The sequence below is a fragment of the Burkholderia sp. BCC1640 genome (assembly GCF_902833125.1).
In the GTDB taxonomy this organism is placed as follows: Bacteria; Pseudomonadota; Gammaproteobacteria; order Burkholderiales; family Burkholderiaceae; genus Burkholderia; species Burkholderia diffusa.
Map to the genome: position 1 here is coordinate 22058 of NZ_CADFEF010000024.1, position 20240 is coordinate 42297.

The window sequence follows — 20240 nt, forward strand, 5'->3', positions numbered from 1 at the left end:
TCCGATCCTTACTTCACCCAGATGTTGAGCGGCGACATCATCCAGAAGCCGACCACGACCACCCAGATCACCGTGACGGGCAGGAACACCTTCCAGCCCAGACGCATGATCTGGTCGTAACGGTAGCGCGGGAACGTCGCGCGCACCCAGATGAACACCGACAGCAGCGCGAATACCTTCAGCACCAGCCAGAAGATGCCCGGAATGAACGACAGGAATTCGAACGGTGCGTCCCAGCCGCCCAGGAACAGCGTCGCGGCCAGCGCCGAGATCACGATCATGTTGATGTATTCGGCGAGGAAGAACAGCGCGAACGCCATGCCCGAGTAATCGATCATGTGACCCGCGACGATCTCCGACTCCCCTTCCACCACGTCGAACGGGTGACGGTTCGTTTCGGCGATGCCGGACACGAAGTAGACGACGAACGCCGGCAGCAGCGGCAGCCAGTTCCACGACAGGAAGTTCACGCCGTGGCCGGCGAAGAAGCCGTGCTGTTGCGAGCCGACGATTTCCGACAGGTTCAGGCTGCCAGCCGTCATCAGCACGAGCACCAGCGCGAAGCCCATCGAGATTTCGTACGACACCATCTGCGCCGCAGCGCGCATCGCACCGAGGAATGCGTACTTCGAGTTCGACGCCCAGCCGGCGAGAATCACCGCGTACACGCCGATCGACGAGATCGCCATCGCATACAGCAGGCCCGCGTTCACGTTCGCGAGCACGGCCTCGGCCTGGAACGGGATCACCGCCCACACGGCAAACGCCGGCACGACGGTCATGACCGGCGCGATCAGGTACAGCCAACGGCTTGCGGCGCTCGGCTGAATCACTTCCTTCAGCAGCAGCTTCAGCACGTCGGCGATCGGCTGCAGCAGGCCGCCGGGGCCGACGCGGTTCGGGCCGAGACGCACGTGCATCCAGCCGATCAGCTTGCGTTCCCACAGAATCAGGTACGCGACGCACAGCAGGATCACGACGGCGACGACGAGGATGCGCACGACGGCCCACACCGTCGGCCACGCGACGCCGAGAAGCTGGGCTCCGCCCGCGTTGATCGTATCGAACAAGCTCATTTACGCCTTCTCCACCACCAGTTCACCGGACAGGCTGCCGAGCGCTGCGCCGGCAGGCGTCGCCGCCGACACGCGAACGACCGTCTCCGCAAGATTCGCGTCGCGCACGGCCGGCAACTGCACCGCACGCTCGCCCTGGCGCACGCGCACCGCGTCGCCTTCCTTCAAGCCCAGCTTGTCGAACAGCGCGGCCGGCAGGGCTGCGGCGTTCGCCATCTTCGCGGCGGCCGTCAGGTGCAGCGCACCGGCGCGGCGCACGAGTGCGTCGGCATGATAGATCGGCACATCGGCGAGGCGCTCGAAGCCGCCGTTCGCGGCAGTTGCCGCGACGCGTGCCGGCGCAACCGACGCCTGGTTCGACAGACGCTTCGCGACGCCTGCGTCGCCGAGCGCCGCGAGACGCACTTCTTCCGCCGTTTCGTATTCGAAGTTCGGCAGGCCGAGCAGGCTGCCGAGCACGCGCAGCACCTTCCACGCCGGACGCGTATCGCCGAGCGGACGCACGACGCCGTTGAAGCTCTGCACCGAGCCTTCCGCGTTCACGTACGTGCCTGCCGTTTCCGTGAACGGCGCGATCGGCAGCAGCACGTCGGCGTAATCGAGGCCGTGCTTGAACGGCGACATCACGACGACCATTTCGGCCTGGTTCAGCGCGGCAAGTGCCTGCGCCGGATCGGCCGTGTCGAATTCCGGTTCGACGTTCAGCAGCACGTAGCCCTTGCGCGGCTGCGCGAACGCTTCGCGTGCGTTCAGGCCGCCCTCGCCCGGCAGTGCGCCGACGACGTGCGCGCCGACCGTGTTCGCCGCTTCCGTCAGGAAACCGAACGTGGCGCCCGTGTTGTCGGCGATCCACTGTGCAACGGCGTGCAGCTTCGCGAATTGCGGGTGACGGACGGCCGCATTGCCGAGCAGCACCGCGCGGCGCTCGCCGTTCGCGAGCGACTGGGCGACTGCTTGTGCTGCCGGCGATACGGTGACGCCCGCCAGCGCGTCCGGCAGCGCGACGCCGCGCAGTTGCGCGACGGCGGCGGCAACGCCGGCCAGCTCGTCGAGCCATGCCGACGGCGCGGCGACGATGCGCTTCGCGGTCGGGATCAGCGAGTCGTCGGCGGTCGCGTGCAGGAAGTGCAGCTTCGCGCCGTTCTTCGCGGCTTGGCGCAGGCGCGCGGCGAATAGCGGGTGGTCGCGGCGCAGGAACGAACCGACGACGAACGCGGCATCCACGCTCGACAGATCGGCGATCGGCATGCCGAGCCACGGTGCGCCCTGGACCGGCGCCGAGAAATCTTGCTGACGCAGACGGAAGTCGACGTTCGGCGTTTTCAGTTCGCTGGCGAGCTGCTTCACGAGGAACAGCTCTTCAGCGGTGCTGTGCGCGCTCGCGAGCATCGCCAGCGCGTTCGCGCCGTGATCCGCGGCGATGCCCTTCAGACCCTTCGCGACATATTCGAGCGCGGTCTGCCAGTCGGTCTCGATCCACTGGCCGCCCTGCTTCAGCATCGGCTTCGTCAGGCGCTCTTCACTGTTCAGGCCTTCGTACGAGAAACGATCCTTGTCCGAGATCCAGCATTCGTTGATCGCTTCGTTCTCGAACGGCAGCACGCGCATCACGCGGTTGTTCTTCACCTGCACGACGAGGTTCGCGCCGACCGAATCGTGCGGGCTCACCGACTTGCGGCGCGACAGTTCCCACGTACGGGCGCTGTAGCGGAACGGCTTGCTGGTCAGCGCGCCGACCGGGCACAGGTCGATCATGTTGCCCGACAGTTCGGAGTCGACCGTCTTGCCGACGAACGTCGTGATTTCCGAGTGCTCGCCGCGACCCAGCATGCCGAGCTCCATCACGCCGGCGATTTCCTGGCCGAAGCGGACGCAGCGCGTGCAGTGGATGCAGCGCGACATTTCTTCCATCGAGATCAGCGGGCCCACGTTCTTGTGGAACACCACGCGCTTTTCTTCCGAGTAGCGCGACGACGACTTGCCGTAGCCGACCGCCAGATCCTGCAGCTGGCATTCGCCGCCCTGATCGCAGATCGGGCAGTCGAGCGGGTGGTTGATGAGGAGGAATTCCATCACCGACTGCTGCGCCTTCACGGCCTTGTCGGACTGCGTGCGCACGATCATGCCGGCCGACACGGGCGTCGCGCAGGCAGGCACGGCCTTCGGCATCTTCTCGACTTCGACGAGACACATCCGGCAGTTGGCCGCGACCGACAGTTTCTTGTGATAGCAGAAGTGAGGAATGTACGTATCCGCCTTGTGCGCAGCCTGGATCACCATGCTGCCTTCGGGCACCTCGACCTTCTTGCCGTCTATTTCAAGTTCAACCATGATGGTGAATGGTCCTTAACCTATTTCCGCCCGTTCGCGCCTTCGCCCGACCGTGCGCTCAAATTCCGCAACCGGTGCTTCGCTTCAGGCTGCCGCCGCGTGCGCGTGGCCGCCGACCATGCAGTGCTTGTGCTCGACGTGGTACGCGAATTCGTCCCAGTAATGCTTGAGCATCCCACGTACCGGCATCGCCGCCGCATCGCCGAGCGCGCAGATCGTGCGGCCCATGATGTTCTCGGCAACCGAGTTCAGCAGGTCCAGATCTTCCTGGCGACCTTCGCCGTGCTCGATACGATTCACGACGCGATACAGCCAGCCGGTGCCTTCACGGCACGGCGTGCACTGGCCGCACGATTCCTCGTAGTAGAAGTACGACAGGCGCAGCAGCGAACGCACCATGCAGCGCGTCTCGTCCATCACGATCACCGCGCCTGAGCCGAGCATCGACCCCGCCTTCGCGATCGAGTCGTAATCGAGATCGGTCTGCATCATGATGTCGCCCGGGATCACCGGTGCCGACGAACCGCCCGGAATCACGGCCTTGATCTTGCGACCACCGCGCATCCCGCCGGCGAGCTCCATCAGCGTCGCGAACGGCGTGCCGAGCGGCACTTCATAGTTGCCCGGACGCTCGACGTCGCCCGACACCGAGAAGATCTTCGTGCCGCCGTTGTTCGGCTTGCCGATCTCGAGGTAATTCTGCGGCCCGATGGACAGCAGGAACGGCACCGCGGCAAACGTCTCGGTGTTGTTGATCGTGGTCGGCTTGCCGTACACGCCGAAGCTCGCCGGGAACGGCGGCTTGAAGCGCGGCTGGCCCTTCTTGCCTTCGAGCGACTCGAGCAGCGCCGTTTCCTCGCCGCAGATGTACGCGCCGTAACCGTGGTGCGCGTGCAGCTGGAACGAGAATTCCGAGCCCATGATGTTGTCGCCGAGGAAACCCGCGGCACGCGCTTCATCGAGCGCGGCCTCGAAGCGTCGATACACTTCGAAGATTTCACCGTGGATGTAGTTGTAGCCGACGGTGATGCCCATCGCGTACGCGCCGATGGCCATGCCTTCGATCAGTGCGTGCGGGTTCCAGCGCAGGATGTCGCGATCCTTGAACGTGCCCGGTTCGCCTTCGTCCGAGTTGCAGACGAGGTACTTCTGCCCCGGGAACTGGCGCGGCATGAAGCTCCACTTCAGGCCGGTCGGGAAGCCCGCACCGCCACGGCCACGCAGGCCCGACGCCTTCACGTCGGCGATCACCTGCTCCGGCGGAATCTTTTCTTCGAGAATGCGGCGCAGCTGCTTGTAGCCGCCGCGCGCAACGTAGTCTTCGAGATGCCAGTTCTCGCCGTTCAGACCAGCGAGGATCAGCGGTTTGATGTGACGGTCGTGGAGGGACGTCATTTCGAGAGCTCCTCAAGCAGCTGGTCGATCTTCTCGCGGCTCATGAAGCTGCACATTCTGTGATTGTTCACCAGCAGCACCGGCGCATCGCCGCACGAGCCCATGCATTCGCCTTCCTTCAGCGTGAACTTGCCGTCGGGCGTGGTCTCGCCGAAGCCGATGCCCAGCTTCTGTTTCAGGTAGTCGGCAGTCGCTTCCGCGCCGCCGTGCGGGCCAAGCTGGCACGGCAGGTTCGTGCAGAGCGTGATCTTGTGCTTGCCGACCGGTTTGAGCTCGTACATCGTGTAGAACGTCGCGACTTCCTGCACGGCGACGGCCGGCATGCCGAGATAGTCCGCGACGAACTGCATCAGTTCGGGCGACAGCCAGCCGTGCTCTTCCTGAGCGACGGCCAACGCCGACATCACGGCGGACTGTTTCTGATCGGCGGGATACTTCGTCAACGCTCGATCGATTTCCTTCAGGCCTTCAGCTGAGATCATTTTCAGACACGACTCTTTCAATTCCTACCGAACGAACAACCTGCCGCACTGCTGTGCAAGGACGGCAGACCTGGCGCTCACTGTTGACAGCTTGCGAAGCCGCGCCGGTTCAGCGCGCATCGCGTGTGACTTACTGCTCGCCGCCCACTCGCGCGGGCGGCGCGACCATTAGCGATCGATTTCGCCGAACACGATGTCCTGCGTACCGATGATCGTGACGGCGTCGGCAATCATGTGACCGCGCGCCATTTCGTCGAGCGACGCGAGGTGCGCGAAGCCCGGTGCGCGGATCTTGAGGCGATACGGCTTGTTGGCACCATCCGACACGAGGTAGATGCCGAATTCGCCCTTCGGATGCTCGACAGCCGCGTACGCCTCGCCTTCCGGCACGTGAAAACCTTCGGTGAAGAGCTTGAAGTGGTGAATCAAGTCTTCCATGTTGGTCTTCATGCCAACGCGCGACGGCGGCGCAACCTTGTGATTGTCGGTCATCACCGGGCCCGGATTCTTGCGGAGCCACTCAATACACTGTTTCGCGATGCGGATCGACTGGCGCATTTCCTCGACGCGCACCAGATAGCGGTCGTAGCAATCGCCGTTCACGCCGACCGGCACGTCGAAATCCATGCGGTCGTACACTTCGTACGGCTGCTTCTTGCGCAGGTCCCACGCGATACCCGAGCCGCGCAGCATCGGGCCCGTCAGGCCCATCTGCAGCGCACGCTCCGGGCTGACGACGCCGATCCCCACCAGACGCTGTTTCCAGATCCGGTTGTCGGTCAGCAGCGTTTCGTATTCGTCGACGCACTTCGGGAAGCGCGTGAAGAAGTCGTCGATGAAGTCGAGCACCGAGCCACTGCGCGCTTCGTTCATCTTCGCGAGCGCCTTCTCGTTGCGAATCTTCGACGCCTTGTATTGCGGCATTGCGTCAGGCAGGTCGCGGTAGACACCGCCTGGACGGTAGTACGCCGCGTGCATCCGGGCACCGGACACCGCTTCGTACACGTCCATCAGGTCTTCGCGCTCGCGGAATGCGTACAGGAACACCGCCATCGCGCCGACGTCGAGTGCGTGCGCGCCGATCCACATCAGGTGGTTCAGCACGCGCGTGATCTCGTCGAACAGCACGCGGATGTACTGCGCGCGCTCCGGCACGTCGATGCCGAGCAGACGCTCGATCGCGAGCACGTAGCCGTGCTCGTTGACCATCATCGACACGTAGTCGAGACGGTCCATGTACGGCACGGACTGGATGAAGGTCTTGTTTTCCGCGAGCTTTTCAGTCGCGCGATGCAGCAGGCCGATGTGCGGATCGGCACGCTGGATGACTTCGCCGTCGAGCTCGAGCACGAGGCGCAGCACGCCGTGCGCTGCCGGGTGCTGCGGACCGAAGTTGAGGGTGTAATTTTTGATTTCTGCCATGACGCCCCCTTAATGTTTCAGACCGCCATAGCGATCCTCGCGGATCACGCGCGGCGTGATTTCGCGCGGCTCGATCGTCACCGGCTGGTAGACGACCCGCTTCTCTTCCGGGTCGTAACGCATTTCGACATAACCCGACACCGGGAAGTCCTTGCGGAACGGATGGCCGATGAAGCCGTAGTCGGTGAGGATGCGGCGCAGATCGGGGTGACCCTCGAACACGAGGCCGTACAGGTCGAATGCTTCGCGCTCGTACCAGTTTGCGGAGGTCCAGATGTCGACGAGTGATGCCACGATCGGCAGATCGTCGTCCGGCGCGAACACGCGCAGGCGCAGGCGCCAGTTGTTCGTGACCGACAGCAGCTGCGACACGGCCGCGAAACGCGGGCCGTCGTAGGCGCCGTCACCGTAGGTCTGGTAGTCGACGCCGCAGAGGTCGATCAGTTGCTCGAAACGGAGCTTCGGATCGTCGCGCAGCATCTTTGCGACTTCGAGGTAATCGCTCGCCTTCACGACGAGCGTCAGTTCACCGATCGCTTCGGTGAGGCTCACCACGCGCGCGCCGAGCGCGGCTTCGAGGTTTGCCTTGAGGGTCTCGATTTTGCTTGCCATATTGAGGGGACGCTCGGGGCTTTATTGACGGGCGATGGTATTGGTGCGGCGGATCTTCGCCTGAAGCTGGATCACGCCGTAGACCAGCGCCTCGGCCGTGGGCGGACAGCCCGGCACGTAGACGTCGACCGGCACGATCCGATCGCAACCGCGGACCACCGAGTACGAGTAGTGGTAGTAACCGCCACCGTTCGCGCACGACCCCATCGAGATCACCCAGCGCGGCTCGGCCATCTGGTCGTACACGCGGCGCAGCGCGGGCGCCATCTTGTTGCACAGCGTGCCGGCGACGATCATCACGTCCGACTGACGCGGGCTCGGACGGAACACGACCCCGAACCGGTCCAGGTCATAACGGGCCGCACCCGCATGCATCATCTCGACGGCGCAACACGCGAGCCCGAACGTCATCGGCCACAGCGAGCCGGTACGCGTCCAGTTGATCAGCTTGTCAGCCGTCGTGGTGACAAACCCTTCCTTCAAGACCCCTTCGATACTCATTTGCTTTCCACTCCAGACGAGCGGCCCAGCGTGGCCGCCCATGCAAACCGGCGATTAACCCATCACTCCCAGTCGAGGCCGCCTTTCTTCCAGATATAGGCAAAGCCCAGCAGGAATTCGAGCAGAAAAATCATCATTGCGATGAAACCCGGCCAGCCGATGTCCCGGAGCGCGACGCCCCACGGAAACAGGAATGCGGTTTCGAGATCGAAGATGATGAACAGGATGGCGACGAGGTAGTACCGGACGTCGAATTTCATCCGGGCGTCTTCAAAGGCTTCGAAGCCGCACTCATACGGTGCGTTCTTCTCGACGTCCGGCTTATTGGGACCAAGGAGCTTGCCGATGCTGACCAGCGCTATACCTAAACCAGTGCCCACGAGGAGGAACAACAAGACGGGGTAATAGGCTGCGAGGTTCAAGGCAATCCTCTATCGGTTGGTTCTGAGCGTCCGGAGAATACCACTTCCGGCGGAAGGAATCATTTCGGAGTGCGTGCGATCACAAGACAATCGCAAGGCACACCCCAGAAATGAAAAATGCCAGCCACTAGAAGCGGCTGGCATTGAGTAACTTTGGTGCCGACGGCGAGACTCGAACTCGCACAGCTTTCGCCACTACCCCCTCAAGATAGCGTGTCTACCAATTTCACCACGTCGGCACTGCATGCAACTCGGGTTGTGCTGCTTGTTTCCCGCGAATCGCTTCAAGAATTAAATTCTAACCCGAGTTCCAGATTTGTTCAACGCACAAACGCAAAAAATTCGACTTTTTATTTCGGGACATCCTGACCCGGCGCGCTCGCCGCCGAACCCGCGGCAGCGGACGCGGCGACGGCCGGCGCCGACGCTGCGGGCGCCGATGCCGGCGCGGTCGCGGCGGTGCCGAGCACGCCGGCCGACGGCGTCGACTTGTACGAACCGAGGTACGTCAGCGCGAGCGTCGCGACGAAGAAGATCGTGGCGAGAATGCCCGTCGTGCGCGACAGGAAGTTGGCGGAGCCCGTTGCACCGAACAGGCTGCCCGACGCGCCGCTGCCGAATGCAGCGCCCATGTCAGCGCCCTTGCCGTGCTGCAGCAGCACGAGTCCGATCACACCGAGTGCAGACAGCACCTGCACAACAATAATCAGCGTCTTGAATAACAGCATCACATCCACCCGATTGGATCAGGCAACCGGACCAACCGGCCGCCATCATGGTTCAATTCGATCCCGGACCGCTCAACGTGCGGCCCGGCAGATCGCCAGGAAATCTTCCGCCTTCAGCGACGCGCCGCCGATCAGGCCGCCATCGATGTCAGGCTGCGCGAACAGCTCTTCCGCGTTGTCCGGCTTCACGCTGCCGCCGTACAGCACCGATACGTCCGCCGCTCCCTTCGCCGCGAGACGCGCACGCAGGAATGCGTGCACGTCCTGCGCCTGCGCCGACGTCGCGCTCTTGCCCGTGCCGATCGCCCAGACCGGCTCGTATGCGACGACGATGCGCGCCGCTTCGTCAGCCGTCAGCACGGCCAGCACGGCGTCGAGCTGCGCACCGACTACCTGCTCGGTCGCGCCCGCCTCGCGCTCGTCGAGCGTTTCACCGACGCACACGACGGGCGTGAGACCCGCCGCGAGCGCGCGCTGCGTCTTCGCGGCAATGGTTTCGTTGCGCTCGCCGTGGTACGCGCGACGCTCCGAGTGACCGACGATCGCATACTGCGCGCCGAACTCCGCCACCATCGCGGCCGCCACTTCACCGGTGAACGCGCCCTGCTCGTGCGCGGACACGTCCTGCGCGCCGAACGCGACACGGCCGCCGGCGAGTTGCGCCTGAATCTGCGCGAGATACGGGAACGGCACGCACACGCCGATCGACGTCTCGGCCGCCACCGCGCCCGCGCCCTGCACCACTTCGTTCAGCAATGCCTGGTTGCCGGCCAGCCGGCCGTGCATCTTCCAGTTGCCGATCACTCGCTTCGTTCGTTGTTTCGACATCGTGTCTGTCTCGTCACTATCTTGTCATTAACGCACCGGAAACCGGCCCGTCAGGTTGGATCTGGCGAAGCAAACCCGCGATTTTACTGCGCGCGGCTTGAACCGGTCAAACCGCGCATGTCAAGCCCGCCGCGCGGGCCGTCACGCGTTCGCGCCCCAATCAAGCACGATCTTGCCGATGTGCTCGCCGCTTTCCATCAGCGCATGCGCCTGCGCGGCCTCCCCTGCCGGCAGCACGCGGTAGATGACAGGCTTGATGCGACCGTCCGCGAGCAGCGGCCAGACGCGCGCCTTCAGCTGCGCGGCGATGCGCGCCTTGAATTCGACCGGACGCGGCCGCAGCGTCGAGCCCGTCACCGTCAGCCGGCGGCGCAGGATTTCATTCAGGTTGACCTCGGCCTTCGCGCCGCCGAGCAACGCGATCAGCACGAGGCGGCCGCCATCCGCGAGCGCGGACAGTTCGCGCGGCACGTACGAGCCCGCGACCATGTCGAGGATCACGTCGACGCCTCGGTCGTGCGTCAACGACTTGACGACCTCGACGAAGTCCTCGGTCTTGTAGTTGATCGCACGCTCGGCGCCGAGCGCCTCGCATGCGCGGCATTTGTCGGCATTCCCGGCCGTCGCGAACACGCGAAAGCCGAGCGCGTGCGCGATCTGGATCGCCGTCACGCCGATCCCGCTCGAGCCGCCCTGCACGAGCAGCGTTTCCTGCTCGCCGCCCTCGCCCGCGCCGAGCAGCGCACGGTCGAACACGTTGCTCCACACCGTGAAAAAGGTTTCGGGCAGCGACGCGGCCTCGATGTCGGTCAGCCCGTCGGGCACCGGCAGGCATTGCGGCAGCGGCGCAACCGCATATTCGGCGTAGGCGCCGCCCGCGAGCAGCGCGCAGACGCGATCGCCCAGCTTCAGGCCGAACGGGTTCAGCGCCGCATCTGACAGGTCGCCGCCGACGATCTCGCCCGCGACCTCGAGGCCCGGCAGATCCGACGCACCCGGCGGCGGCGCATACGCGCCCTTGCGCTGGAATACGTCCGGCCGGTTCACGCCGGAAGCCGCCACCTTGATCAACACTTCGCCGCGCTTCGGTTCGGGGCGCGGACGCTCCGCCAGCTTCAGCACGTCGGGGGCGCCGAATTCGGTGATTTCGATGGCTTTCATGGTGGTCGCTCCAGGATCAGTCGGGGGCGCACCCGTGCGCGGCACGGGCGCCTCGCCGGCGCTGCTGCGCCGCACAACGATGCTACAGAAAAAACGGCCGGCACGCTTTCGCACTGCCGGCCGTTCTCACGCCTGTCCGCTTACTGCTGCGGCGGCGTATCCGACTGCGACGCTGCCGCTGCTTCGTTCAGCAGCGCCTTCGCCGACAGACGCACGCGACCCTTCTCGTCCGTCTGGATCACCTTGACCTTCACCTGCTGGCCTTCCTTCAGGTAGTCGTTGATGTCCTTCACGCGCTCGTTGACGATTTCCGAGATGTGCAGCAGGCCGTCCTTGCCCGGCAGCAGGTTCACGATCGCGCCGAAATCGAGCAGCTTGAGCACCGTGCCTTCGTACACCTGGCCGACTTCGATCTCGGCCGTGATTTGCTCGATGCGCTTCTTCGCTTCGGCCATGCCTTCGCTGTTCGTGCTCGCGATCGTCACGACGCCGTCATCCGAGATGTCGATGGTCGTGCCGGTTTCTTCCGTCAGCGCACGAATCACCGAACCGCCCTTGCCGATCACGTCGCGGATCTTTTCCGGGTTGATCTTGATCGTGATCATGCGCGGCGCGAATTCCGACAGTTGCGTGTTCGCACCCGAGACCGCCGACGTCATCTTGCCGAGGATGTGCATGCGGCCTTCCTTCGCCTGCGCGAGCGCGACCTGCATGATTTCCTTCGTGATGCCCTGGATCTTGATGTCCATCTGCAGCGCCGTCACACCTTGCTCCGTGCCGGCCACCTTGAAGTCCATGTCGCCGAGGTGATCTTCGTCGCCGAGGATGTCGGTCAGCACCGCGAACTTGTTGCCTTCGAGGATCAGGCCCATCGCGATACCCGCGACGTGTGCCTTCATCGGCACGCCGGCGTCCATCAGCGCGAGGCAGCCGCCGCACACCGACGCCATCGACGACGAACCGTTCGACTCGGTGATTTCCGACACGACGCGGATCGAGTAGCCGAATTCGTCGGCGCTCGGCAGGCACTTGACCAGCGCGCGCTTCGCGAGACGGCCGTGGCCGATTTCACGACGCTTCGGCGAGCCGACGCGACCCGTTTCGCCGGTCGCGAACGGGGGCATGTTGTAGTGAAGCATGAAGCGCTCGCGGTATTCGCCTTCGAGCGCGTCGATGATCTGCTCGTCACCCTTCGTGCCGAGCGTCGCGACGACGAGCGCCTGCGTTTCGCCACGCGTGAACAGCGCCGAACCGTGGGTGCGCGGCAGCACGCCCGTGCGGATCTCGATCGGACGCACGGTGCGCGTGTCGCGACCGTCGATGCGCGGCTCGCCGTTCAGGATCTGCGAACGGACGATCTTCGCTTCGATGTCGAACAGGATGTTGCCGACGGTAGCCTTGTCGGCCGCGACCGTGCCGGCCGCCAGCGCGTCTTCCTCGAGCTTCGCCGAGGTCGCCGCGTAGACTTCCTTCAGCTTCGTCGAACGCGCTTGCTTGTCGCGCAGCTGGTAAGCGGCGAGCAGGTCGCCGTGCGCCAGTTCCGTCACGCGCGCGATCAGCGCCTCGTTCTTCGGTGCCGGCTGCCAGTCCCACTCGGGCTTGCCACCTTCGCGCACGAGTTCGTGGATCGCATCGATCGCCGTCTGCATCTGCTCGTGGCCGAACACGACCGCGCCCAGCATCACGTCTTCCGGCAGCTGGTCGGCTTCCGATTCGACCATCAGCACCGCACGCTCCGTACCGGCGACGACGAGGTCGAGGCTCGATGCCTTGATCTGGTCACGCGTCGGGTTCAGCACGTATGCGTTGTCGATGTACGCGACGCGCGCGGCACCGACCGGACCGTTGAACGGCAGGCCCGACACGGCGAGCGCAGCCGATGCACCGATCAGCGCGGGGATGTCCGCCGGGATTTCCGGGTTCACGGACAGCACGTGGATCACGACCTGCACTTCGTTATAGAAGCCTTCCGGGAACAGCGGGCGCAGCGGACGGTCGATCAGGCGCGACGTCAGCGTCTCGTGTTCCGACGGACGGCCTTCGCGACGGAAGAAGCCGCCCGGGATCTTGCCGGCCGAGTAGGTCTTTTCGAGGTAGTCGACGGTCAGCGGGAAGAAATCCTGGCCCGGCTTCGCCGACTTCGCGCCGACGACGGTTGCCAGCACGACGGTGTCTTCCACGTCGACGATCACGGCACCGCTCGCCTGGCGAGCGACTTCACCGGTTTCGAGGCGCACCTTGTGCTGGCCCCACTGGAATTCCTTCACGACCTTGTTGAACATGGACATGGTTGCTCCTTTGAATTCATTCATTTCATTCGCCACCCGGGCCATCCCGTGCGGCGGCGTCCCGACCGAATCACCCGGAGCAAGGTGTGTTTTTTATGCCATTCCAGCGCGACGCTCGTCGAGCGGCGCGCTGGAATGACACAAATCCCGACCCCGGTATCAGCCGTTCCGGCAGCCGGCACTCACGTGCCGGACAACCCGCGGTGCGCGTGACGCTACGCACCGCGCAAAAACAAAATGCCTGCATCAGCGGACTGACACAGGCATCTTGCTGGCGGCAATCGCCTCGATTACTTACGCAGACCCAGCTTCTCGATCAGCGCGCGGTAACGGTCGGCATCCTTGCCCTTGAGGTAGTCGAGCAGCTTGCGGCGGCGGCTCACCATGCGCAGCAGGCCGCGGCGGCTGTGGTGATCCTTCGCGTGGGTCTTGAAGTGACCCGTCAGTTCGACGATACGTGCGGTCAGCAGTGCGACCTGGACTTCGGGCGAGCCCGTGTCGTTGGTACCGCGGGCGAACTGAGCAACGACTTCCGACTTCTTGATATCTGCAACAGACATGTGATTTCCTTTGTTTCCTACTAACTGAACAGGCGGACACGGAAGAATGGCCGTGCCGTGACTTACAACCGGCGGGCATTGTAGCACAACTGCACGCCGTTCCTACCGCCCCCTGTCACGGGCGCGTCATCGAGCAGGTCGACGGCGTCTGGGTGCGCTGCGCAGGCACTGCGAGGATCGTACGGAAGCCATACCCCGAGCCCTCGTTGTCGAAGCGCACGCCCGGCGTGCCGGCCTTGTCCATTTCCATCACGTAAAGGGGCTGGATCAATTGATGATCCTGCGCGCGCATCGTCGACGCGTGGAAGCCGTCGTCGAACGACAGCCCCTCCAGCGCACGCGCCACCGCCACTGGGTCGGTCGAGCCGGCCCGAGTCATCGCCGCCGCGAGCATCTCGATCATCAGGCTCATGCGCCGCACCGGGTAATCGTCCTGAGCGGCGGGAAAACGGGTCCGGAACGCGCGGTAAAACGCGTCCGACTTCGCGCCGCCTGCGTTCGGATGCCAGTCCGCGACGGCCACCACCCGCCCGACGCCCGCATCGCCCAGCGCGGCAGGCGCGCCGAGGCTGTTGCCGTAGAACGTATAGAACTTCGCGTTCAGCCCCTGCTCGCGTGCCGCCTTTACGAGCAGCGTGAGGTCGTTGCCCCAATTGCCGGTCACGACAGCGTCCGCACCGCTCGCCCGGATCTTCGCGATATAAGGCGAGAAATCCTTGATGCGACCGATCGGATGGAATTCGTCGCCGGCAATCGTCACGTCGGGACGCCGCTCGGCCAACGCTTGCCGCGCCAGACCGCTGACGTCGTGACCGAAGCTGTAGTCCTGGTTCAGCAGGTAGACCTTGCGCAGCGCGCGGTCGCGCGCCATCACGTCGGCCAGCGCGGCCATCCGCATCCCCGCGTGCGCGTCGAAGCGGAAATGCCAGAAGCTGCAGCGCGCACCGGTCAGCGCCGGATCGTCGGCCGAATAGTTGAGGAACAGCATCCGGCTGTCCGGATTGCGCGTGTTCAGCTTGTCGAGCGCCGCGACGAGCGCGGCAGCGACTGCCGAGCTGTTGCCCTGCGCGACGAAGCCGATGTGCCGGTCCGCCGCCGCGCGCAACTGCACGAGCGCCTCCTCCGGGCTGCCCTTGCTGTCGAGCACGACGAGTTCGAGCGGGTGCGCGCCATCGCGCAGCTTCACGCCGCCCGCCGCATTGACCTGTTCGACGCCGAAGCGGAGGTTGCGCTCGACCGCCGCGCCCGCGTTCGCGAACGGGCCCGACATTCCTTCTATCAGCGCGATCCGCACCGGCTCGCCCGCCGCGAACGCGCACGACGCCAGCGTCCACCCCACGCTCAATGCAAGCGCGCATCGTTTCCACAGCTGCATCGGCTCCCTGCCCTTCAATCTGTCCGAGAAGCGCGGATCATAGGCCGCAGGCACTGCCAGCCGCAAGCGCGGCGCGAAGCGACGCCCCGACGACGCACTTCCCGCGATCCGCACCGATTTTTTCGGCATGATGCGCCGGCACGCGCCGTCCGTGATACAAGTGAACAGTTAGAAAGCCTTGGAGAATCCCATGCCCATTCGCCTTACCGTGCGCCTGCCGGCGCTGGTCGCCTGCGCGGCGGCGCTGCTTGCCGGTTGTGCGCAGCCGTGGCAGCAATACCAGGCCGGCCAGGACGAGTCGGCGATCGTTGCGCGCATGGGCCCGCCGCGCGAGATCTACGACCTGCCCGGCGGCGGCAAGCGTCTGATGTGGCCGACCCAGCCGATGGGCGAAATCACCGTCGCGGCCGACGTCGACGCAGCCCATCGGATCGTTAACGTCCGCCAGGTGCTGCAGCCGAGCGAGTTCTATCGTGCGGAAATCGGGAAGTGGACCAAGACCGACGTGCTCGTCAATTTCGGCCGCCCGGTCGAGACGTCCTACTTCCCGCTGATGAAGCGCGAGGTGTGGACCTACCGCTATCTCGAAGACAATGTCTGGTACATGATGTACAGCTTCTACTTCGACCCGCAAGGCGTTCTGCGCACCACGCAAAAAACGCCGGACCCGCTGCACGACCCCGACCGTCGCAACCTGTTCTGATCGGATCGATTGCGCATTTACGCGCAATTTTCACAATGGCCATCACGAATTATTGCGTGAGTGGCCATTTCATTTTTTCCGTCATATTCGATTAATTTCCAATTCGACGCGGCAATCCTTTCCGATCGAACCTGTGCCGATCGCATTATGCGAAGCCCCGTGCCATGGGCGCCAACGGGAAACAGGCATGCACAATACATGTCATGCGTTGGATTGGTGCATTCGATGCACCTCGCCAGATCCAGTTGAAACAATTTGTATCATTGGCACCAGACGTTAGGGCATACCCCTAATATCGGACGAAATTGAACCTTTCAATTTAGAAAGCATCATATTGCTCCACTTCGTCCGGTATCTGTTTGTCCTTATCACAAAGGAGTCCTCATGAATCGCCCCAAGAGCATGCTGGTTGCCAACATCGCCTGGGCCCGCGAGACGCACGAACACACGCCCGGCTTCTTCGATGCGCTCGCGCGCGGCCAGAACCCTCGGGTGCTGTGGATCGGCTGCGCCGACAGCCGGGTGCCCGCCGAAACCATCACGCACTGCGTGCCCGGCGAGCTGTTCGTCCATCGCAACATCGCGAACCTGTTCCATCCCGACGACGACAATTCGGCGAGCGTGCTCGAGTACGCCGTGCGTGTGCTCGAAGTCGACCACGTGATCGTGTGCGGCCACTACGGATGCGGCGGCGTGCGCGCGTCGCTGCTGCCGCCGCCCGCCGACCTGCCGCACGTCGCGCGCCGCATCGCGCCGCTGTGCGCGCTCGCACGGCGCCATCGCGACACGCTCGACGGTCTCGACGACACGGCGGCGGCCGACCGCCTGGCCGAGCTCAACGTCCTCGAACAAGTGCGGCTGCTGCGCGCTTCGCCGATCGTGCACGGCCGGCAGCGGCCGCCCCTCGTTCACGGTTGGATCTTTTCGCTCACGGACGGCCGCCTGAAGGAACTCGACTCCGGCTACACGGCACCACCGGCCGAAGCCGAACCGGAGCATGCCGCCATGGCCGCCGCGCTCGGCTGATCCGCCTCCCCCTACGCCAATGAAATCACCCCAACCATGAAACTGAACGAGCGCCTCTCCACCCTGCCGCGCGATATCGTCGCCGGCATCGTCGTTTTCCTCGTCGCGCTGCCGTTGTGTCTCGGCATCGCCAATGCGTCCGGCGTCGAGCCGTTCGCCGGGCTCGTGTCCGGCATCGTCGGCGGCATCGTCGTCGCGCTGTTGAGCGGCTCGTCGCTGTCGGTCAGCGGACCGGCCGCCGGCCTCGTCGTGATCGTCGTCGAAGGGATCGCGCAACTCGGCAGCTTTTCCGCGTTCCTGCTCGCGGTGCTGCTGTCCGGCGTGCTGCAGTTCGGCTTCGGCATGCTCCGCGCCGGCCGCTTCGCCGCGTACGTGCCGTCGCCCGTCATCAAGGGCATGCTCGCGGCGATCGGCCTGCTGCTGATCGTGAAGCAGATTCCGTTCGCATTCGGCATCGGCGGGCCGGCCGCGCAATCGTTTGCGTCATGGCCGAGCCTGCCGACCGCCTGGGCCGCGACGGCCATCGCACTTGCCTCGCTCGCGCTGCTGATCGCCTGGGACACACCGACGTTCAAGCGCTTCGGCCGGGTGCGCTCGGTGCCCGCGCCGCTCGCGGTCGTCGTGTTCGGCATCGGCGCGACGCTGGTGCTCGGCGTCGTTGCGCCGTCGGTCGCGCCGGGCGCCGCGCATCGCGTCACGCTGCCGGAGCTCGAATCGTTCGCGGCGCTCGCGGCATCGCTGAAGCACGCCGAGCTCGGCCCGAACTTCGCGCAGCTCGTCAATCCGGACGTGTGGCGCGTCGCGATCACGCTCGCGGTCGTCGCGAGCCTCGAGACGCTGCTGAGCCTCGAGGCGGTCGAACAGATCGACCCGAAGCGCCGCCCGACGCAGCCCGACCGCGAATTGAAGGCCCAGGGCGTCGGCAATCTCGTCGCGGGTGCGTTCGGCGGGCTGCCGATCACGTCGGTGATCGTGCGCAGTTCGGTGAACGTGAACGCGGGTGCGCAAAGCCGGATGTCGGCGATCGTGCACGGAATCCTGCTGCTTGCCAGCGTGTTCGCGCTCACCGGGCTGATCAACCTGATCCCGCTCGCGAGCCTCGCGGCGATCCTGATCCACACCGGCTTCAAGCTCGCGAAACCGGCGCTGTTCCGCTCGGTGCTGAAGCAGGGTCCGGCCGCGTTCGTGCCGTTCGCCGCGACGATCGCGGGCGTGCTGGCGGTCGACCTGCTGTTCGGCATCGCCGTCGGCCTCGCGTGCAGCGTGCTGGCGGTCGCGGTCGCGAACCTGAAAAGCCCCGTCACCCTCGCGCAGCACGACGACCACTTCCTGCTGTCGTTCCGCAAGGACGTGTCGTTCCTCGGCAAGGTGCAGGTCAAGCATCATCTGCGGCACATTCCCGACCGCGCGGCCGTGATCATCGACGCAACGCGCGCCGACTACATCGACCATGACGTGCTCGAACTGCTCGACGCGTTCGTCGCCGATGCGCCGCGGCGCGGGATCGCAGTCGAATTCCGCCGCCGCAGCCCGGCGCCTCGCGCGGCCGCCCGCCGCTGGCTGTTCCGCGCGCCGGCAGCCGAATGAGCCGCGCATAAAAAAACGCCCCGGGCGGCGTAAAGGCCGCACGGGGCGTTTCGTGTGCGTCGAGCGCTCGACGCGCAGCAATTACGAGCGCTGCGGGTTGACCTTGTCGTCCTTCGAATGCAGCTTGTTCAGCGCCGAAATGTACGCCTTCGCGGACGCCGCGACGATGTCCGGATCGGTGCCGACGCCGTTGACGATCCGCCCGCTCTTCGACAGCCGGACGGTCACTTCGCCCTGCGCCTGCGTGCCGGTCGTGATCGCGTTCACCGAATACAGCAGCAGTTCGGAACCGCTGCCGACTTCGCCCTCGATCGCGTTGAACGTCGCGTCGACCGGCCCGTTGCCGCGCGCCTCGCCGGTCACTTCCTTGCCTTCGACCGCGAACACGATCTTCGCTTGCGGCTGCTCGCCCGTCTCCGAACGCTGCGACAGCGACACGAACTTGAAGTGCTCCTGTTCCTGCGCGAGCGCCGATTCTTCGGAGACGATCGCGATGATGTCTTCGTCGAAGATCTCGGCCTTGCGATCGGCGAGGTCCTTGAAGCGCATGAACGCGGCGTTCAGTTCCGCTTCGCTGTCGAGCGACACGCCGAGTTCCTGCAGGCGCTGCTTGAACGCGTTGCGGCCCGACAGCTTGCCGAGCACGATCTTGTTCGCGGTCCAGCCCACGTCTTCCGCGCGCATGATCTCGTAGGTGTCGCGCGCCTTCAGCACGCCGTCCTGGTGGATACCCGACGCGTGCGCGAATGCGTTCGCGCCGACGACGGCCTTGTTCGGCTGCACGACGAAACCGGTGATCTGCGACACGAGCTTCGACGTCGGCACGATCTGCGTCGTGTCGATGCCGACGTCGAGGCCGAAGTAGTCCTTGCGGGTCTTCACGGCCATCACGATTTCCTCGAGCGACGTGTTGCCCGCGCGCTCGCCGAGCCCGTTGATCGTGCACTCGACCTGCCGCGCACCGCCGATCTTCACGCCCGCGAGCGAGTTCGCCACTGCCATCCCGAGGTCGTTGTGGCAGTGCACGGAGAAAATCGCCTTGTCCGAGTTCGGAATGCGTTCGCGCAGCGTCTTCACGAGGTTGCCGTAGAGTTCCGGCACGCCGTAGCCAACCGTGTCGGCGATGTTGATCGTCGTCGCCCCCTCGGCGATCACGGCCTCCAGCACGCGGCACAGGAAGTCGAGATCCGAACGGCTGCCGTCTTCCGGCGAGAATTCGACGTTGTCGGTGAACTTGCGCGCGAAGCGCACCGCGAGGCGCGCCTGCTCGAACACCTGGTCCGGCGTCATCCGCAGCTTCTTCTCCATGTGCAGCGGCGACGTCGCGATGAACGTGTGGATCCGCGAGCTGTTGGCCGGCTTCAGTGCGTCGGCCGCACGCTGGATGTCCTTGTCGTTGGCGCGCGCCAGCGAGCAGATCGTGCTGTCCTTCACCAGGCCGGCGATCGTGTGGATCGCGTCGAAGTCGCCGTTCGAGCTGGCCGCGAAGCCGGCCTCGATCACGTCGACTTTCATCCGCTCGAGATGCTTCGCGATGCGGACTTTCTCTTCCTTCGTCATCGACGCGCCAGGCGATTGTTCACCGTCACGCAACGTCGTATCGAAAATGATCAGCTTGTCTGTCATGGGGGCTCCAGGGCTCTTTATACGGGAATCAAACGTAATGAGATCGCGCCACCGCTGGCGACGCTCAACAACAGACGAGGCTTGACGGAGGGCGAGAACAGTCAGCGCGGCAGGCGC

At 64.8% G+C, this 20240-nt stretch carries 18 protein-coding genes and 1 tRNA gene; 3 read left to right on the top strand and 16 right to left on the bottom strand.

Translation table 11 applies throughout. The features are described 5' to 3' along the window. Positions 1 to 8: 8 nt before the first annotated feature. From nuoH to HWX25_RS23785, 15 genes are all read right to left on the bottom strand, one after another. The gene (gene nuoH / locus HWX25_RS23715) at positions 9 to 1076 is read right to left on the bottom strand and encodes an NADH-quinone oxidoreductase subunit NuoH (protein ID WP_059533202.1); all 1068 of its coding nucleotides are present in this window, start codon (positions 1074 to 1076) and stop codon (positions 9 to 11) included. Beyond that, on the bottom strand, positions 1077 to 3407 hold the full coding sequence (nuoG, locus tag HWX25_RS23720) for an NADH-quinone oxidoreductase subunit NuoG (RefSeq protein ID WP_175910863.1): 2331 nt from the start codon (positions 3405 to 3407) through the stop codon (positions 1077 to 1079). An 84-nt stretch (positions 3408 to 3491) separates the two neighbouring features. Continuing rightward, positions 3492 to 4802, bottom strand: a complete 1311-nt coding sequence (gene nuoF, locus HWX25_RS23725) for an NADH-quinone oxidoreductase subunit NuoF (protein WP_006756904.1) — start codon at positions 4800 to 4802, stop codon at positions 3492 to 3494. Beyond that, positions 4799 to 5284 (bottom strand): NADH-quinone oxidoreductase subunit NuoE, encoded by a 486-nt coding sequence (gene nuoE, locus HWX25_RS23730; protein ID WP_006478266.1) that lies wholly within the window; start codon positions 5282 to 5284, stop codon positions 4799 to 4801. The genes nuoF and nuoE overlap by 4 nt, the downstream gene beginning before the upstream one ends. 168 nt (positions 5285 to 5452) lie before the next feature. Further along, complete coding sequence (locus HWX25_RS23735) at positions 5453 to 6706, bottom strand: NADH-quinone oxidoreductase subunit D (RefSeq protein ID WP_012364320.1); 1254 nt, start codon at positions 6704 to 6706, stop codon at positions 5453 to 5455. Positions 6707 to 6715: 9 nt separating this feature from the next. Further along, positions 6716 to 7318, bottom strand: coding sequence for an NADH-quinone oxidoreductase subunit C (locus tag HWX25_RS23740; protein ID WP_059502607.1), 603 nt, complete (start codon positions 7316 to 7318; stop codon positions 6716 to 6718). Positions 7319 to 7339: 21 nt separating this feature from the next. After that, positions 7340 to 7819 (bottom strand): NADH-quinone oxidoreductase subunit B, encoded by a 480-nt coding sequence (locus tag HWX25_RS23745; protein ID WP_006398799.1) that lies wholly within the window; start codon positions 7817 to 7819, stop codon positions 7340 to 7342. A gap of 62 nt (positions 7820 to 7881) precedes the next feature. After that, positions 7882 to 8241, bottom strand: a complete 360-nt coding sequence (locus HWX25_RS23750; RefSeq protein ID WP_006398798.1) for an NADH-quinone oxidoreductase subunit A — start codon at positions 8239 to 8241, stop codon at positions 7882 to 7884. A 154-nt stretch (positions 8242 to 8395) separates the two neighbouring features. Then, positions 8396 to 8480 (bottom strand) — tRNA-Leu (locus HWX25_RS23755). Positions 8481 to 8591: 111 nt separating this feature from the next. Then, positions 8592 to 8969, bottom strand: coding sequence for a preprotein translocase subunit SecG (secG, locus tag HWX25_RS23760; RefSeq protein ID WP_059533209.1), 378 nt, complete (start codon positions 8967 to 8969; stop codon positions 8592 to 8594). 72 nt (positions 8970 to 9041) lie between these two features. Then, positions 9042 to 9797 carry a triose-phosphate isomerase gene (gene tpiA, locus HWX25_RS23765; RefSeq protein ID WP_175910865.1) on the bottom strand — a complete coding sequence of 252 codons (756 nt, stop codon included), beginning with the start codon at positions 9795 to 9797 and terminating at the stop codon, positions 9042 to 9044. Positions 9798 to 9938: 141 nt separating this feature from the next. Next, positions 9939 to 10958: an NAD(P)H-quinone oxidoreductase gene (locus HWX25_RS23770; RefSeq protein WP_175910867.1), complete on the bottom strand. Its 1020-nt coding sequence runs from the start codon at positions 10956 to 10958 to the stop codon at positions 9939 to 9941. A 140-nt stretch (positions 10959 to 11098) separates the two neighbouring features. After that, positions 11099 to 13246: a polyribonucleotide nucleotidyltransferase gene (gene pnp, locus HWX25_RS23775; RefSeq protein ID WP_059533215.1), complete on the bottom strand. Its 2148-nt coding sequence runs from the start codon at positions 13244 to 13246 to the stop codon at positions 11099 to 11101. A 290-nt stretch (positions 13247 to 13536) separates the two neighbouring features. Further along, complete coding sequence (rpsO, locus tag HWX25_RS23780) at positions 13537 to 13806, bottom strand: 30S ribosomal protein S15 (RefSeq protein ID WP_006398792.1); 270 nt, start codon at positions 13804 to 13806, stop codon at positions 13537 to 13539. Positions 13807 to 13921: 115 nt separating this feature from the next. Beyond that, a complete protein-coding gene (locus HWX25_RS23785) occupies positions 13922 to 15181 on the bottom strand; it encodes a branched-chain amino acid ABC transporter substrate-binding protein (protein WP_175910869.1) in 1260 nt (419 codons plus the stop codon). A gap of 190 nt (positions 15182 to 15371) precedes the next feature. Here HWX25_RS23785 and HWX25_RS23790 point away from each other — a divergent pair, with 190 nt between their 5' ends. The 3 genes from HWX25_RS23790 (at position 15372) to HWX25_RS23800 (ending at position 18497) form a co-directional block, all read left to right on the top strand. Beyond that, positions 15372 to 15884 (top strand): hypothetical protein, encoded by a 513-nt coding sequence (locus tag HWX25_RS23790; RefSeq protein ID WP_175910871.1) that lies wholly within the window; start codon positions 15372 to 15374, stop codon positions 15882 to 15884. A 384-nt stretch (positions 15885 to 16268) separates the two neighbouring features. After that, positions 16269 to 16910 carry a carbonic anhydrase gene (locus HWX25_RS23795; protein WP_175910872.1) on the top strand — a complete coding sequence of 214 codons (642 nt, stop codon included), beginning with the start codon at positions 16269 to 16271 and terminating at the stop codon, positions 16908 to 16910. 36 nt (positions 16911 to 16946) lie between these two features. Next, a complete protein-coding gene (locus tag HWX25_RS23800) occupies positions 16947 to 18497 on the top strand; it encodes a SulP family inorganic anion transporter (RefSeq protein ID WP_175910874.1) in 1551 nt (516 codons plus the stop codon). A gap of 81 nt (positions 18498 to 18578) precedes the next feature. On the opposite strand, the gene HWX25_RS23805 is transcribed toward HWX25_RS23800, so the two are convergent. After that, positions 18579 to 20123, bottom strand: coding sequence for a 2-isopropylmalate synthase (locus tag HWX25_RS23805; RefSeq protein WP_059533224.1), 1545 nt, complete (start codon positions 20121 to 20123; stop codon positions 18579 to 18581). Between the last annotated feature and the right edge of the window lie 117 nt (positions 20124 to 20240).